At 71.1% G+C, this 14865-nt stretch carries 13 protein-coding genes; 1 reads left to right on the top strand and 12 read right to left on the bottom strand.

Annotation, left to right across the window (positions count from 1 at the left end; all coding sequences use genetic code 11):
* Nucleotides 1-123: 123 nt before the first annotated feature.
* The 12 genes from Q8X39_RS09145 to Q8X39_RS09090 all read right to left on the bottom strand — a co-directional run bounded on the left by Q8X39_RS09145 (nucleotide 124) and on the right by Q8X39_RS09090 (nucleotide 12655).
* On the bottom strand, nucleotides 124-879 hold the full coding sequence (locus Q8X39_RS09145; RefSeq protein ID WP_305749362.1) for a PEPxxWA-CTERM sorting domain-containing protein: 756 nt from the start codon (nucleotides 877-879) through the stop codon (nucleotides 124-126).
* A gap of 316 nt (nucleotides 880-1195) precedes the next feature.
* Nucleotides 1196-2053 carry an urease accessory protein UreD gene (locus Q8X39_RS09140; RefSeq protein ID WP_305749361.1) on the bottom strand — a complete coding sequence of 286 codons (858 nt, stop codon included), beginning with the start codon at nucleotides 2051-2053 and terminating at the stop codon, nucleotides 1196-1198.
* Between the two features lie 579 nt (nucleotides 2054-2632).
* Nucleotides 2633-4075, bottom strand: a complete 1443-nt coding sequence (locus tag Q8X39_RS09135) for an FAD-binding oxidoreductase (RefSeq protein WP_305749360.1) — start codon at nucleotides 4073-4075, stop codon at nucleotides 2633-2635.
* Between the two features lie 60 nt (nucleotides 4076-4135).
* Nucleotides 4136-5521 carry an amidohydrolase family protein gene (locus Q8X39_RS09130; protein WP_305749359.1) on the bottom strand — a complete coding sequence of 462 codons (1386 nt, stop codon included), beginning with the start codon at nucleotides 5519-5521 and terminating at the stop codon, nucleotides 4136-4138.
* Complete coding sequence (locus tag Q8X39_RS09125) at nucleotides 5518-6435, bottom strand: ABC transporter permease (protein WP_305749358.1); 918 nt, start codon at nucleotides 6433-6435, stop codon at nucleotides 5518-5520. Before Q8X39_RS09125 ends, Q8X39_RS09130 begins: the two co-directional genes overlap by 4 nt.
* Nucleotides 6432-7253, bottom strand: coding sequence for an ABC transporter ATP-binding protein (locus Q8X39_RS09120; RefSeq protein WP_305749357.1), 822 nt, complete (start codon nucleotides 7251-7253; stop codon nucleotides 6432-6434). Before Q8X39_RS09120 ends, Q8X39_RS09125 begins: the two co-directional genes overlap by 4 nt.
* A complete protein-coding gene (locus tag Q8X39_RS09115; protein ID WP_305749356.1) occupies nucleotides 7250-8224 on the bottom strand; it encodes an isopenicillin N synthase family dioxygenase in 975 nt (324 codons plus the stop codon). The genes Q8X39_RS09120 and Q8X39_RS09115 overlap by 4 nt, the downstream gene beginning before the upstream one ends.
* Nucleotides 8225-8300: 76 nt before the next feature.
* Nucleotides 8301-9329, bottom strand: coding sequence for an ABC transporter substrate-binding protein (locus Q8X39_RS09110; RefSeq protein WP_305749355.1), 1029 nt, complete (start codon nucleotides 9327-9329; stop codon nucleotides 8301-8303).
* A gap of 83 nt (nucleotides 9330-9412) precedes the next feature.
* The gene (locus tag Q8X39_RS09105) at nucleotides 9413-10219 is read right to left on the bottom strand and encodes a creatininase family protein (protein WP_305749354.1); all 807 of its coding nucleotides are present in this window, start codon (nucleotides 10217-10219) and stop codon (nucleotides 9413-9415) included.
* A 20-nt stretch (nucleotides 10220-10239) separates the two neighbouring features.
* Entirely contained in the window at nucleotides 10240-10713 is a 474-nt protein-coding gene (locus tag Q8X39_RS09100; RefSeq protein ID WP_305749353.1) for a RidA family protein, read from the bottom strand.
* A gap of 11 nt (nucleotides 10714-10724) precedes the next feature.
* Nucleotides 10725-11336, bottom strand: coding sequence for an NAD(P)H-dependent oxidoreductase (locus tag Q8X39_RS09095; RefSeq protein WP_305749352.1), 612 nt, complete (start codon nucleotides 11334-11336; stop codon nucleotides 10725-10727).
* Between the two features lie 287 nt (nucleotides 11337-11623).
* Complete coding sequence (locus Q8X39_RS09090; protein WP_305749351.1) at nucleotides 11624-12655, bottom strand: aromatic ring-hydroxylating dioxygenase subunit alpha; 1032 nt, start codon at nucleotides 12653-12655, stop codon at nucleotides 11624-11626.
* A gap of 353 nt (nucleotides 12656-13008) precedes the next feature.
* Between Q8X39_RS09090 and Q8X39_RS09085 the strand changes: the two genes are divergently transcribed.
* A complete protein-coding gene (locus tag Q8X39_RS09085) occupies nucleotides 13009-14853 on the top strand; it encodes a type I secretion system permease/ATPase (protein ID WP_305749350.1) in 1845 nt (614 codons plus the stop codon).
* Nucleotides 14854-14865: the final 12 nt, after the last annotated feature.

Genomic DNA, 14865 nt, shown 5'->3' with positions numbered 1-14865 from the left:
GTACTTGTGCACACGCCAGGGGGCGTGGCGTGCGGGCCTGGAAGCGCGAACGGCGCCTGAGGCGCCGTTCGGTTCGGGGGCTGCGGTGCGCGCCGGGTTCGTCCCGGGTGCGCGGCGGCCGGCTCAGTCCTGCTGCTTGCGGCGGCGCCGGGTCATGAAGCCGATCGCGCCGATGCCGGCCAGCATCATGGCGTAGGTGCTGGGCTCGGGGACCGGCGGCGGGCTGACGGCCACCAGGCCGAGGTTGCTGTTCGGGTTCTTGGCCTGCAGCGTGAAGGACGCGATGCCGGCGTAGTTCGTCGGGTGCCCGGCATTGGCATAGGCGAACGTGACGCGGTCGTAGTACAGGTCCGTCGCCAGCTGCGGCGCGAGCGTCACGCTGCGGGTGATGACGCCCGGTCCCGTCACGCCGACCTTGAAGGACAGCGAGGGGTTCTCCAGTGCGCGGAGCCTGCTGTCCAGCTTGTCGCTGCCGGACGCCACCAGCTGGTTCCCGTTGTAGAACTCGATCCACCCGTCGACCGTGTCGTTGCCGCCGATGAAGGACACGGTGATGTTCGTCAGGCGGAAAGCCTCGGTACTCGTCAGGAAGCCGTAGTTCGCGCTGGCGGTTTCGGTGGTGCTGAGCTGGAAGGTCCGGAAGCCGGTGCTGGGGCTGGACGCCCACCAGCCCTGCGCAAAGCTCAGGCCGTTGCCAAGGTCGCTGACCGGCGCATCGGCCGCGAAACGCGGGCTGGCGATGTCGATGGTGACCGCCGCCTGGGCCAGGCCGGCGAACAGGCCGGTGAGTGCACCGATCGTCGCGAACGTCCAGGCCCGGGCGGCCCGCGTCAGGCGGTTCGGTGATGAGCGGGGGGTGGCGCTGAAGGTCTTGTTCATGGTGTTCTCGTGCTTCTGAAGCGCCGTTCCCGCAGACCTGTCCGGTCGCTGGAACCACGTTCGTGGGGATGGGGCGGGTGGCTGGTCGGGCTGTCGGAACACTTCCTGAACCCCGAGATTGCCTGCCACCGTGAAGCAACGATACACCTGAATGCGGGGGGTATTTCCCATTTTTAAGGGGTGTTCAACCTGCTTAATGAATGCTGAGTGAATCCAGAAATCACTATGGGGCTGCTGACCCGTGGAGATCGGGGGGGTGGGGAAATCGCCCCGGTGACGTGGGTGAGGTCACCCACACGTGATGAGCGACGCGGATTCAGGTGGACCACACGCGTGGTGGGCAGGCGACGCGGTCCCAGGCGATCTCGCGCCACCGTGACCACACGGCGGTCATCAACTTCATGGCCGGTTCGACCCGTGGGGCCAGCACCCGCAGCACCAGGCAGGACGGCTGGGCCGCGCTGACGCCCGCCTGCAGCCCCGTGCCGGCCATGCACGTCGCGTCCGCCACCAGCAGCGCCCGGGCGGCGTCCAGCGCCTGTTCGACCACCGGGCGCGGCAGGGCCGATCCGGCCGCCAGCCAGAAGGTGCCCAGCACGCGCTGGCCGGCCCAGCCCAGCGGGCTGTCCAGCAGCGCGTGGTCGTCGGCCGACAGCCGGGCCTGTTCCAGCCAGCAGCCGGGCAACTCGATGCGCTGCTCGTAGCTGCCGCGCCGCCAGGCGAGGTCGGCGGCCGGCAGGCCCAGCGCCAGCAGGTCCCAGCCCATCATCTGCGCGCCGGGTGCCAGCTCGAAGCGCAGCTGGTTGCGGGCGATGCAGCCGTCGTAGGCGATGGTCTCCAGCGGCAGCCATTCCAGCCGCGCGCCGTCGTCCAGGCGGGCCTGCACGCGCTGGGTCGCGGGCTGGCCCTCGCTGCGGTAGTAGCGCGTCGCGCCGGGCGTGGTGACGAGCGCATGGCTGCCCTCGGCCAGGTGGACGGTCACGTCCAGCGTGTCGCCGCCGACCAGGCCGCCGGGCGGATGCACCAGCACGTGGTGGCAGACCGCGTCGCCTTCCGGATAGAGGCGCTGCAGCACCCGCAGCGGGCCGTCGTGGCGGTCGTGGGCGATGGTGCGCGGGGCGTTCGTGTGGGGATCGAGGTGGTAGTCGAGGCTCAGGTGGCCGTGCCAGCTCATCGGGGGGCTTTCTCGGGATCGCAGGAGGTGCGTCGGCCGGATGGCCGCGCGGGCCGGCAGTTTAGGGAGCGACGGCGCAGCGGCGGTCCTGTAACCGGGTTACAGCCTGCCCGGCGATCCGGTGACGGCGGCCTGTGGACAAGCCCCGTTCCCGGCCTGTGGACGGAACTTGTCCACAGCCGGCAGGTATCCCCATCGGACAGGGACAAGCATGTGGATAGCGCCCGGGACAGCATGCGGGAAGGCCGATCGCCACGGGGCATCCAACGGATTGCCTCCGTTTTGAGCAGGCTGCCGGAAGCGGCCGCGAAAAACGGTATGCGTCCATTTGTCAATGACTTGCAGCGGTCATCTGGCGCGATTGAAACCCCTGCGCCTGTGGACAGTGCCGGCCGTCCGGACGCCGCCGCTGGCCCTCCACACCGGGCAGGGACAAGCCTGGGGACAAGCGCAGGGCGGCGCTCGCAAGTGGCTGTCGGGGCTGGGTTTTCCCTGGGTTGCCCGGGAATGAGGCAGTCGCGGCGGCCAGACGTCCAGATGTGGAAAACCGGCAAAAGTCAAGGACGCCGGGCCGCGCCGTCAAAAGGTTGGCAAGGTCGCCAGCGCAGGCGACCGGGTGTCGGGCAGACCGGCGGTGAGCAGGCGCTCACGTTCATCCCAGCCGCGCAGCTTGCCGGGGTTGAGCAGGCCCTGTGGATCGAAGCGGGCCTTGGTCGCGACGATCTCGGCGTTGATCGCGCCCTGCTTGCCGTCCTCGACCCGCCAGACGTGCGGGTTGGCGATGCCCACGCCGTGCGCGCGGTGGGTCTGCATGACGTCGTCGAGGTGGGCGTCGTCGCGGAAGCGCAGCATCTGCAGGCCCGAGCAGGTCGGCAGGCCGTCCCGGTTGCGGATGAATTCCAGGTGCACCAGCAGCGCGTCGCCGAAGTGGCGGCGCAAGGCGCGGACCTGTTCCAGGTGCGGGCCGGCCGGGAAGCCGCTCTGGATGTAGGTGATGGACTTGTCCACCTTCAGCGCATGCAGCGTGGTGTGGTTCCAGGTCGTCTCGACCAGGGTGCGCTTGCTGGCGCTCACCTCGGCGGCGGTCTGGCGCCAGGTGATCTGCCCGTCGTGGGCGGCGGCGAGTTCGCGCAGGGCCTGTTCACCCCATTCGGCGACCAGCACCGGCACCGCGTGGTGGCCGGCCGGCAGGCCATCGGCCAGGTAGGGCAGGGCCTGGGCCAGCAGGGCGCAGACGGCGCTGTCGAACAGCGTCACGCTCTTCTTCACGATGCCCGGCTGGGCCGCGAAGGTGTCGGCGAAGACCAGTGCGGCGTCGAAGTCGTCGAAGGCGACGATGGCCTCCAGCCACGGGTGGGCCGGCGCCAGCGCGACCTCCAGCTCCAGCACGATGCCGTTGGTGCCGTAGACGTGGTGCAGCAGCAGGGCCTCGGGCGCACGCAGCTCGACCAGGCGCGGCTCGGGCTCGATGGTGAGCGTGCGCACACCCAGCACGTTGCCGGTGGCCGCCAGCGGGCCGTGGTTGATCGAGCCGACGCCGCCGAAGCCGCCGCCGTAGAGCCCGCCCAGCGTGGCCGAGCGGAAGGTGCTGGGCACGCAGCGCAGCTCCCAGCCGGACGGCCGCAGCTGATCGTCCATCGCGCCCATGCGGATGCCGGCCTGGGCCCGCGCGACGCCGCCGCGCTGCCACAGAAGGGCGTTGTAGCCCGACAGGTCCAGCAGCACACCGCCCTGGACCGGCGTGCACTGGCCGTAGTTGCCGGTGGCGCTGCCGCGCGGCGTCAGCGCCACGCCGTGGCGGGCGCAGGCGGCGACGACCGCGACCACGCCGGCCTCGTCGGTCGGCCGCGCGACCGCCTCGGCGGACTTGCCGGCCAGCTCGCGCGCCAGCACTGGGCTGAACCAGGCGAAGTCGCGCGACAGGCGCTCGCGCCGGCCGGGGTCGGTGACCCAGTCGATGCCAGGGGTCTCGGCGATGACCTGGGCCAGCGCGGCCGGCAGCGGGGAGGAAAGCTCGTTCATCGGGGGATGCCTCAGGAGGTGGCTCGGGTGTGGGGCAGGGTGTGCTGCAGCGGCTGGACGTCAGGCCAGCCGGGCCTTCAGCGCCGCGACCTCGGCGGCCGCGTCCGCGCGCAGCTCGGCCAGGTCCAGGCCGGGGATGGCGCCGTCCTCGACCACCCGCCGGCCGCCGACCAGCACCGCGCGGGCCCGGCCGCGGCCGCTGACGACCGGCGCGACCGCCGGGTCGTGCAGGCCGAAGTGGGCCGGCTCGTCGAGGTCGTAGATGACCAGGTCGGCGGCCTGTCCGGGCTGCAGCGTGCCGACCGCGTCCAGCCCCAGCACGCGCGCGCCGCCGGCCGTCCCGACGTGGATGACGTCGGCCACCGGCATCGCCGCCGCGCCGTGCAGCGCGCGGTGGATCAGCCAGCAGGCATGGGCCTCGCTGAGCATGTCGGCCGCCTCGTTGGAGGCCGCGCCGTCGACCGCCAGCGAGACCGGCACGCCAGCGGCCAGCGCGGCCACCAGCGGCGCGACGCCGGAGCCGAGCCGGCCGTTGCTCTGCGGGCAATGGGCGATGCCGGTGCCGGTCTCGGCGCAGCGCCGCACCTCGGCCGGGCTGAGGTGGACCATGTGCGCGTACCAGACGTCCGGCCCGACCCAGCCGTGGCGCTCGACGAATTCGAGCGGCGTGCAGCCGTGCACCTCGCGGCAGTAGCGCACGTAGTCGACCGTCTCCGAGAGGTGGCTGTGCAGCCGCACGCCCAGCTCGCGGGCCGCGCGGGCGATGACGTCCAGCTCGTCGGGCAGCACCGACCAGGTCGGCGTGGTCGGCGCGCAGACCACGCGCCGCATCGCGTCCGGCGCCGGGTCATGGAAGCGTTGCACGTCGCGCGCCAGGCCGTCCAGCAGCTGGTCCAGCGTCTCGGGCTGCACCTGCGGCGACGGCGTGGTGTCGACCAGGCGGCTGACGGTCTGGCCACCACGCGCCAGCACCAGGCGCATGCCCAGCCGCTCGGCTTCGTCGAACACCGCCGCGCTCGGGTCCCAGGGCATGCCGGGCCACAGGTGGTACTGGTGGTCCGACACGGTGGTGCAGCCCGACAGCAGCAGCTCGACCAGGCCGATGCGGGCCGCCAGTCGCAGCGTGCGCTCCTGATCGAAGCCGCGCCGCCAGCGCACCGGCACCGCGCTGAGCCAGCCCATCAGGTCCAGGTCCAGGCCGGCGGGGATGCCCTTGAGCAGGCTCTGGAACAGGTGGTGATGCGTGTTGACCCAGCCCGGCATGACGACGCCGCCGCGTGCATCCAGCACCGTCTCGCCGGGCTCGGGCGCGAGCTGCCCGGTGGCGGCGATGCGGCCGTCGCGGATCCGGATGTCCAGCCCGCCTTCGAGCCGGGCGCCCGCCCCGCGCAGGCCGGTCCAGACCGCCGCCGCGCCGGTGATCAACAGGTCGTTGGCCGCATTCATGCCTGCCCCTGCTCGCTCTCGTGCCAGCCGCCCAGCACCGCGCGCGTCAGCAGCGCCAGCGCGACGAACAGCAGCACGCCGGTCACGCTGATCAGGAACAGCGCCGCGAACATGCGCGGGATGGCGAGCTGGTAGCCCGATTGCAGGATCTGGTAGGCCAGGCCGGTGCCGGTGCCGCCGGTGCCGGCGACGAACTCGGCCACCACCGCGCCGATCAGCGCCAGCCCGGCGCTGATGCGCAGGCCGGCGAAGAAATACGGCAGTGCGCTCGGGATGCGCAGCCGCACCAGCGTCTGCCAGCGGGTCGCGCGGTTGAGCTGGAAATAGGCCGCCAGGCCGGGGTTGACGCTGCGCAGGCCCAGCGTGGTGTTGGCAATGACCGGGAACAGCGCCACCAGCGTCGCGCAGATCACCAGCGAGGCGGTCGGGTCCTTGACCCAGATGATGATCAGCGGCGCGATCGCGACGATGGGCGTGACCTGCAGCAGCACCGCGTAGGGGAACAGCGCCGTCTCGATCCAGCGGCTCTGCACGAACAGGAAGGCCACCGCGACCCCGACCACGGTCGAGGCCAGGAAGGCCAGCAGCGTGATCTTCAGCGTCGTCCACAGCGCGCCGGTCAGCAACGCGAAGTCCTCGACCAGCGTGGCGGCGATGCGGGTCGGCGCGGGCACCAGGTAAGCCGGCACGTCGGCCATCACGACCCAGGCCTGCCAGAGGCCCAGCAGCACCGCCGCGACCAGCAGCGGCAGCACCGCACGCTGCACCGCCGGCAGGGCCAGCCAGGGCGTGCGGCGGGCCGGCCGCTGGCGCCGCTTCGGCGCGGCGACGAAGCCGGTGGTGCGGATCGGCGCGGCCGGCGGCTCGGCCGTGCCGAGTCCCTTCATGTCGACATGGGCGGTGGCGGTGTTCATGTGCGGGCTCCGATGGCGACAAGGCCGTCCTCGTCCTGGCTGGCCTTGAGCAGGCTGTCCTGCAGGTGGGCCGCGATCTGCGCGTAGCGCTGGCTGACGCGCCATTCGGGGCCGCGCGGGTAGGGCTGGTCGATCTCGACCTGCTCGACCACCCGGCCCGGCCGGGCCGCCATCACCACCACGCGGCTGGACAGGAAGACCGCCTCGTGGATCGAGTGGGTCACGAACACGACCGTGAGCTTCTGGCGCTGCCAGAGTTCGAGCAGGTCGCCGTCCAGCCGGTTGCGGGTGATCTCGTCGAGCGCGCCGAAGGGCTCGTCCATCAGCAGCAGCTGCGGCTCGGTGACCAGGCCGCGGGCGATCGAGACCCGCATCTGCATGCCGCCGGACAGCTCGCGTGGGCGCTGGCCGGCGAACTTCTCCAGCCCGACCAGGCTCAGCGCCTGAGCCACCTTCGGATCGGCCTCGGCCGGCTTCATGCCTTGCAGGTCCAGCGGCAGGCGGACGTTGCGTGCCACGGTGGTCCAGGGCATCAGCGTGGCCTCCTGGAACACGAAGGCCAGGCGCTTGCCCACGCTGGCGAGCTGCTCGACCGGCCGGTGCCACAGCTGGATGCGGCCATCGGTGGGCTGCAGCAGGCCGGCGATCATCTTCAGCAGCGTGCTCTTGCCGCAGCCCGACGGGCCCAGCAGCGTGACGAACTCGCCGTCACGGATCGACAGGTCCACCGGCAGCAGCGCGCGCGTGCCGTTGGGGTAGACCTGCTCGGCGGACAGGATGTCGATGGCGGGCGCGCGGTCCGCCGCAAGGTCGGTCATGTCGTGCTCTCCGTGAGCGTGGTGCGGCGATACATCTCGACGATGTGCTCGCCGGCGGTGATCGGGGCGTGGCGGGCCGGGTTGTCGGCGCTGCAGCAGGTCGGCAGCACCTCGACGCGGGCGTGGTAGTCGATGTCGAAGAAGTAGGCGATCGAGTGCCGGTCGCGGCCGCTTTGCGCGTTCACCACGCGGTGCAGCGTGGAGCGGTAGCGGTCGTTGGTCCAGCGCTGCATCAGGTCGCCGAGGTTGACGACGAAGCTGCCCTCGATCGGCCGGGCGTCCAGCCAGCGGCCCAGCTCGTCGCGCACCTGCAGCCCGCCGGCATCGTCCTGCGCGAGCAGCGTGATGCCGCCCCAGTCGGTGTGCGCGCCCGAGCCGATCTGGTCGTCCAGCGTGCTGGCCTGCTGCGGCGGGTAGTGCAGCAGCCGCAGGATGGGCATGGGGTCCTGCAGGAAGGGCTCGAAGTGGCCACGCGGCAGGCCCAGGCCCAGCGCGATCAGGCCCATCAGGTGGCGGCCCAGGCGCTCCAGCGCGGCGGCATAGGTCTCGCAGGCCAGGCGGAAGCCCGGTGCATGGGCCTCGTCGGGCCACTGGTTGGGGCCGTGGTTGGGCGTGCCGGCGCGCACCAGCGCATCGTCCGGTCCGCGCTCGGCGCCGAGGTAGAAGCTCTCCTTCAGGTCGGCCGGCCGGCCGGACTCCAGCGCCTGCCAGCCGATCGGGTCGTAGCCGCGCTGGAGGCCGCCGGAGCGTTCGATGTGGCACCGGTTCTTGATGTCCTCAGGCAGCTCGAAGTAACGCCGGTTGACCATGAACAGGTGGCTGATCAGCGCCAGCGGCACGCCATGGCCGACGACGTAGAAGAAGCCGTGGCGGCGGCAGGCCGCGTCGATCTGGCGGGCCACGTCGCGCGCGCCCGCCGGGTCGGTGCCGAAGCTGGGTGCGAGGTCGATGACGGGCAGGTTCGCTTGCATGCGGTTCTCCGGATGGCCTGGGCGAGCGGGGTCGCGTGGAGGTCGCAGGCGCCCAGGCTGGTAGGGCATGACGACCTCAGGGCATGATCTTCAGGTCCTTGACGAACTCGGTCGTGTAGACCGTGCGGAGGTCGACCTTGGCGGCGTCGAGCAGCTTGTTGGCAACCATCATGTCGAAGGTCTTCTTCATGCGCTCGTCGGTCATGATGCCGATGCCCAGCTTGGCCGCATCGCCGCCGGTGACCATGCCGGTCTCCTTCATCTTGGCGATGCCGTTGGCGATGACGTCGTCGGTCATGTTCGGGTTGTCCTTCTTGATCAGCGCATTGGCCGGCGACGGGTCACCGGTGAGGTAGCTCTTCCAGCCTTCCATCGTCGCCTTGACGAAGGCGGCCACGGCGGCCTTGCGCTCCTTGACCGTCTTCTCCATGCAGACCACCGAGGTCGAGTACGGGGGCCAGCCGAAGTCCGACAGCAGGAAGACGCTGGGCTTGAACTTGCCTTCCTTCTCGATCTTGAAGGGCTCGCTGGAGAGGTAGCCCTGCTGCGCGATCTCCTTGTCGGCCATGAAGGGCTGGACGTTGAAGGTGTAGGGCTTGGCCATGTCGTCGGTGTAGCCGTAGGTCGACTTCAGCCAGGGCCAGAAGGTCGAGTAGGAGGCCGAGGCGATCAGCACGGTCTTGCCCTTGAGGTCCTCCAGCTTCTTGACGTGCGGATGGGCCAGCAGCACCTGCGGGTCCTTCTGGAACGAGGCCGCCACGGTGACCGCCGGGATGCCCTGCTCGCGGGCCTTCATGGTCTGCGTGTCGTAGCCCATGTAGCACTCGGCCGCACCGGCCGCGATCAGCTGCAGGCCGTTGACCTGCGGGCCGCCCATCTTGATGGTCACGTCCAGGCCGGCCTTCTTGTAGAGGCCGGTCGCCAGTGCCTGGTAGAAGCCGCCGTGCTCGGCCTGGGCATACCAGTTGGTCAGGTAGGTGAACTTCTCCTGCGCCTGCGCGTGCGTGGCGAAGGTGGCGGCGAGGGCCGCCGCGCCGATCAGCGCGAGTCGGCCGAGGGTGCGCTGCGAACGGGTCTGCGTGGGCATGGACATGGGCATGGGCATGGCGAGGCTCCGGGGTTGAGGTTGGGGTGAGAAGACGTCTGGCGCGGTGGACGCGGCGGATGCACGCAGGCCGGCGCGCGGCATCACGCGGGCTCGCGCGCCGGCCAGTCCAGCCGGTGCAGGTCGGTGATGGCGGCGGCCCAGCTCTCGGCCAGCGAATCGAGGATGGCCAGGCCCTGTTCGCGCGTGGCCGGGTGCGGATCGCCGATGACGCCGCTGGGACCGAAGTCGCGCGCGACCCAGGCGGCGGCGGGCCGGCCATCCGGCGACAGCGAGCGCGGGAACTCCGGCGGGTAGTGCGCCACCGCGCGGTCCATGTGCACGGTCTCGGGCGCCAGCGCCATGACCAGGGCGGTCTCGGCATGGCCGGCATGCATGGCCAGGCGGCGTTCGCGCTCGGACAGGAACTGGCCGGCCACGTGCGGCACCCGCCAGGTGAAGTGCGGCACGACCACGAAGTCGCCGTGGCGCAGCCGCAGCGCGCGGGCGGCCATCTCCATCACCTGAGGCTGGCCGCCGTGGCCGTTGACGATCAGCAGCTTGCGGAAGCCCGCCCGCCAGACCGACTCGCCGATGTCCTCGACCAGCGCCTGCAGCGTCGCGCCGCTGGTCGTCAGCGTGCCGGGGAAATGCGTGTGTTCATCGGACTTGCCATAGGTCAGCGGCGGCAGCGCGTAGGCCGGCACCGCGTCGTCCAGCCGTGCCAGCGCGGCGCCGACCACGCCGGTGGCGATCAGCGCATCGACCGCGCAGGGCAGGTGCGGGCCATGCTGCTCGATGGTGCCGGTGGCCAGCACGATCACCGTGTTGGCGCGGTCGGGCAGGGCCTCGATGACCGTCCAGCTCAGGTAGGGCAGGAAGCGACGGGCGGGGATGGGGCCGTGCAGCATCGGGTCACTCCTGACGGGGTTCATGCATCGGGCGTGCCGAGCCACACGGTGGCCTCGACCTCGACGAGGATGTCCGGCGAGGGCAGCATGCCGCTGACCTCGACCACGGTGGACGCCGGCGGCAGGCCGGGAAAGAACAGCCGGCGCACCCGGCTGTAGTGCGGGAAATGGTCCAGGTCGCGGAAGTACTGCACCAGCTTGACGACCTGGTCCATGCGCGCACCGGCGCTCTCGACCGTCGCGCGGATGCGGTCCAGCACGTACCAGCTCTGCGCCAGGATCGGGCCCTCGCGCCAGTCGGTCGAGAACTCGTGGCTGCGCCCCAGCAGGGCCTGGGCCTCGGGTGGGATGTCGTCGTAGCCGCGCACGATGCGGCTGGCGGCCGGATCGACCGCGATCACGCCCGACAGCAGCAGCCAGTCGCCGCAGCGCCGGAACGCGCTGTAGCGGGCCAGCGGCTGCGCGATGTCGTTCGAGGATGAGCCCGTGTTCATCGGCATTCCCTTCAGGCTGCCCGGCTGGACAAGGTGCGCCGCACGCGACCCAGGAAGCGCGTGCGGTCGCGCTCGGTGGCGTAGTTCATCGCGTGCAGCTGCAGCCAGTCGGTGCGGCAGCCGCGTGCGTACAGCGGCTTGAGGCCGCGCAGGAACAGCCGACGGCCGGGGTCGCCGATCCAGCGCAGCCACCACCAGGGCGAGCCCGAGGTGGTGATGCCGCAGAACCAGCGGATGTTCTTCAGCGCGCCGACGATGGGCCGGTGCCGCGAGCCGCCCAGGCCGAAGCTCACGCCGGGCAGGAAGACCCGGTCCAGCCAGCCCTTGAGCAAGGCCGGCGGGCCGTACATCCAGGTCGGGTAGACGACCACCCAGCCCTCGGCCCACCGCAGCGCGTCGACATGCGGCTGCACCGCGGCGATGTTGCGGTCGGTGTCGGCCAGGTAGCTGCGCTTCTCGTCCGGGCTCAGCACCGGATCGAAGCCGCCCTGGGCATGCAGCGCGTAGAGATCGATCTCGCGCAGCTCATGACCGGCTTCGCGCAGCGCGTCCGCAGCAGCCTGGCGCAGCGCGGCGCTGTAGCTTTGCGGGTCGGGGTGGCACCAGAGCAGCAGGATCTTCACGGCAGGCGTGCGACGTTTCTTGATCAGGCCGATGCGGCACCGACGGTCCTGCGCGGCCACGGCCGCGACGAGGTCGCCAGGTGCTGCACCACGACGAGGTGTGGCTCATTCGATGAGCCACACCGGCTGGTCAAGAGCAATTTCCTGCCACCGGTACCGGTGGCTGAACGCTTCTACTCTTGCGGTGGATCAATGCACGGGCCGTGCCAGCCGTGCCGCGTGGCAGCCGGACGCCGGATGCACCGCCGGCAGGCACGATGCACCGCGACGTGTCCCGGCGGCCCGCCTCAGCGGTGCACCTCGGCTTCGCCGTGGCGCGCCAGCAGTTCCATCAGGTGCTTGCGGATCAGCATGCCGGGCCGGTCGCTGTCCATCGAGAACTCGACGCCGCGCCGGCGCGTGTCGACCAGCGCGTCCGGGTCGGTCGACTCCAGGATGGCCTTGTCCTCGCGCGTGATCTCGGCATCGAAGTCGATCAGCAGCTGCGCCGGGCAGTCTTGCTCGGTGTCGTTGCGGAACAGCCATTGGCACAGCTGGATGTGGCCGTCGTCGATGGGCGTGAAGCAGTTGATGATCACGTGGCGCACGCCGCCGGGGTACTCGATGTCCAGCCGGCGCGAGAAGGGCAGGTAGTAGGCGTTGCGCATGTGGCGCGTCGTGACCGGCTCGGCGACGCCGCTGATGCGCTGGAAGGCCGGCGGGTTGACGGCCTGGATCACCGTCTCGGCCTGGAAGCCGTGCGCGGTCGGCACCAGCTCGTAGCGGCTGGGCGCGGGCTGCGCGGCCACGCCGAAGGTGGCGCGGTGCACGAAGCTGAAGTGCGAGTTGTCGAAGCTGTTCTCGAGCGCCCGCAGCGGGCTGCAGGCCCAGGTCTCGTGGAACTGGAAGATGGTGCGCCAGCCCGGCGCGCCGAACTCGGGGATCTCGGGGATCGGGGCGAGCGGCTCCTCGTCCGGCCCGACCAGCGCGACCCAGGCATAGCCATGCCGTGCCACGCAGCGCCAGGCCGGCGTGCAGTAGTCGGCCGGGATGGCCCGATCGGCCGGGTACTGCGGGATCTCGATCACGCGGCCGGTCCGGTCGTAGCGCCAGCCGTGGTAGCCGCACTGGATCGAGCCGTCCTTGCACCAGCCCAGCGACAGCTTCGCGGTGCGGTGGCAGCAGCGGTCCTTCAGCGCGGCCGGCTGGCCGTGCGCATCGAGGAACAGCACGATCTGCTCGCCCATCAGCGTGAAGGGCCGGGGGCCGTCGGCCAGGTCGGCGAGCGGCATCACGGCGTGCCAGTAGCGGCGGAAGACGGCTTGTTGCGCGGTCAGCATGGGATCTCCTTCTGGTGCGGCGCACCAGGTCGTGAAGGGGAACCGAGCAATTTCCGGCCGCGCGCACGGGGCTGGTGCGGCGGTGAACGCTTCTACTCGACGTGTGGGTCGGCCTCGCAGGTCGCGTGCCAGCGGACCTCGCGGGAGGCATGCCCGCACGCCCCTGTTGTTGTCGCCGCGAGACCGTTCCCCAGGCTCGCAGGGGCGTTGACCTGCACGAACTCCCGTCCAGCGAGACAAAGTGGCCGACCCGGCCGGGGCCGGGCGATCGGGAACGGTTCCGATGGACGCACACTGACGCCCGTGCGTGCCGGACTGGCGCGCAAGACGTCGAAACGCCCGATCCCACACGCATGAAATCCCTGCTCCGCACCATCGCCGGCTTCTCGGCGGCGATCAACCTGATGTGGCTGTTCCCGGCCATCTTCAGCCTGCAGGTCTTCGACCGGGTGCTCAGCAGCGGCAGCCGCGAGACCCTGCTGATGCTGGTGATCGGCGTGAGCATCGCGCTGGCGCTGGCCGGCGTGCTGGACTACCTGCGTGGCCGCCTGCAGGGCGTGCTGGGCAACATCATCAACGACGCCATGGCGCCGGAGATCGCCCGGCTGTCGCTGGCCGTGGCCGCCAGGCGCCAGGGCGCCTTCACCAACGAGGCGCTGCGCGACGTCGGCCGGCTGCGCGCGCTGTTCTCCTCGCAGGGCCTGGTGGCGATCATGGACGCGCCCTGGGCGGTGGTCTTCATCGGCGTCATCGCGGTGGCCAACGTCTGGCTGGGCGTGGCGGCCTTTTTCAGCGCCGCGCTGATGCTGGGCCTGGCCTGGCTCAACGACCGCATGACGCAGTCGGCGATCGAGAAGCTGCAGAAGGAAGCCGGCGCGAGCCAGCGCTTCCTGGATCAAGCCATGGTCAACGCCGAGGTCGCCCAGGCCATGGGCATGGCCGACGCGCTGGTCGGGCGCTGGAACGGCCTGAGTGCCGAACTGGCCGCCACGCAGGACCCGGTGGCACGCCGCTCGGTCTCGATGGCGGCGATCACCCGCATCTCGCGCCAGGTCACGCAGATCCTGATGACCGCGCTGGGCGCCTGGCTGGTGCTCGACGGCCAGGCCACGCCCGGCGTGATGATCGCCTCGTCGATGCTGCTGGGCCGCGCGCTGCAGCCGGTCGAGCAGATCGTCGGCAGCTGGAAGATCCTGGCCGAAGGCCGGCTCGCCTGGCGTCGCCTCGACCCGCTGATGACCGAGGCGCTGAACCGCCGGCCGCAGATGCCGCTGCCCGCGCCGACCGGCCTGCTGACCGTGGCCGGCCTGGTCTACCGCCCGCCCCACAGCGACCGCGTGCTGATCGGCGGCGTGCAGCTGCGCCTGGAGGCCGGCGAGTCGATGGCCGTCATCGGCCCCAGCGGCGCCGGCAAGAGCACGCTGGTGCGCCTGCTGATCGGCCTGTGGGCGCCGACCCAGGGCCAGGTCCGGCTCGACGGCGTTGACCTGTCGCGCTGGACCCGCGAGCAGATTGGCCCGCACATCGGCTACATGCCGCAGGACGTCGAACTGTTTGCCGGCACCGTCGCCGACAACATCGCCCGCATGGGCCCGGTCGATTCGGCCCAGGTCGTCGCGGCGGCCCAGCGGGCCGGCGTGCACGAGCTGATCCTCGCGCTGCCCGACGGCTACGACACCCGCGTCGACCCGAACGCCGCGCTGCTGTCGCCCGGCCAGCGCCAGCGCATCGCGCTGGCCCGCGCGCTCTACGGCAACCCCAAGCTGATCGTGCTGGACGAGCCCAACGCCAACCTCGACGGCGCCGGCGAACTCGCGCTGGCCGAGACCCTCAAGCGCCTGCAGGGCCAGGCCACCGTGATCGTCGTGACGCACCGCCAGACGCTGACCCAGCACGTCAACAAGATGCTGGTGATCGACGGCGGCCGCCAGCTGCACTTCGGCACCGCCGAGGAGGTCCTCCACGCCATGCGCGGCGGCGCACCCGGCCAGGTCGTGCCGCTGAACCGGCCGATGGCCGCTGCTGCGGCTGGCAGCGCCGCCCATGCGGCGCAACACGCTGCACAGCAGGCGGCACAGCAAGCGGCACAACAGGCGGCACAACAGGCGGCACAGCACGCGGCCGCGCAAGCCAGCCATCCGAACCCCGGCGCGAAGCCGACCCCGAACCTGACGTCGACCGTCTCCATCAAGGCCTGATCCCGCCATGCA

Origin of the sequence: Leptothrix discophora, assembly GCF_030705305.1 — a bacterium.
In the GTDB taxonomy this organism is placed as follows: Bacteria; Pseudomonadota; Gammaproteobacteria; order Burkholderiales; family Burkholderiaceae_C; genus Sphaerotilus; species Sphaerotilus discophorus.
Note: the sequence above shows the minus strand (reverse complement) of the source record. Positions and strands in the feature narration are given on the sequence as shown.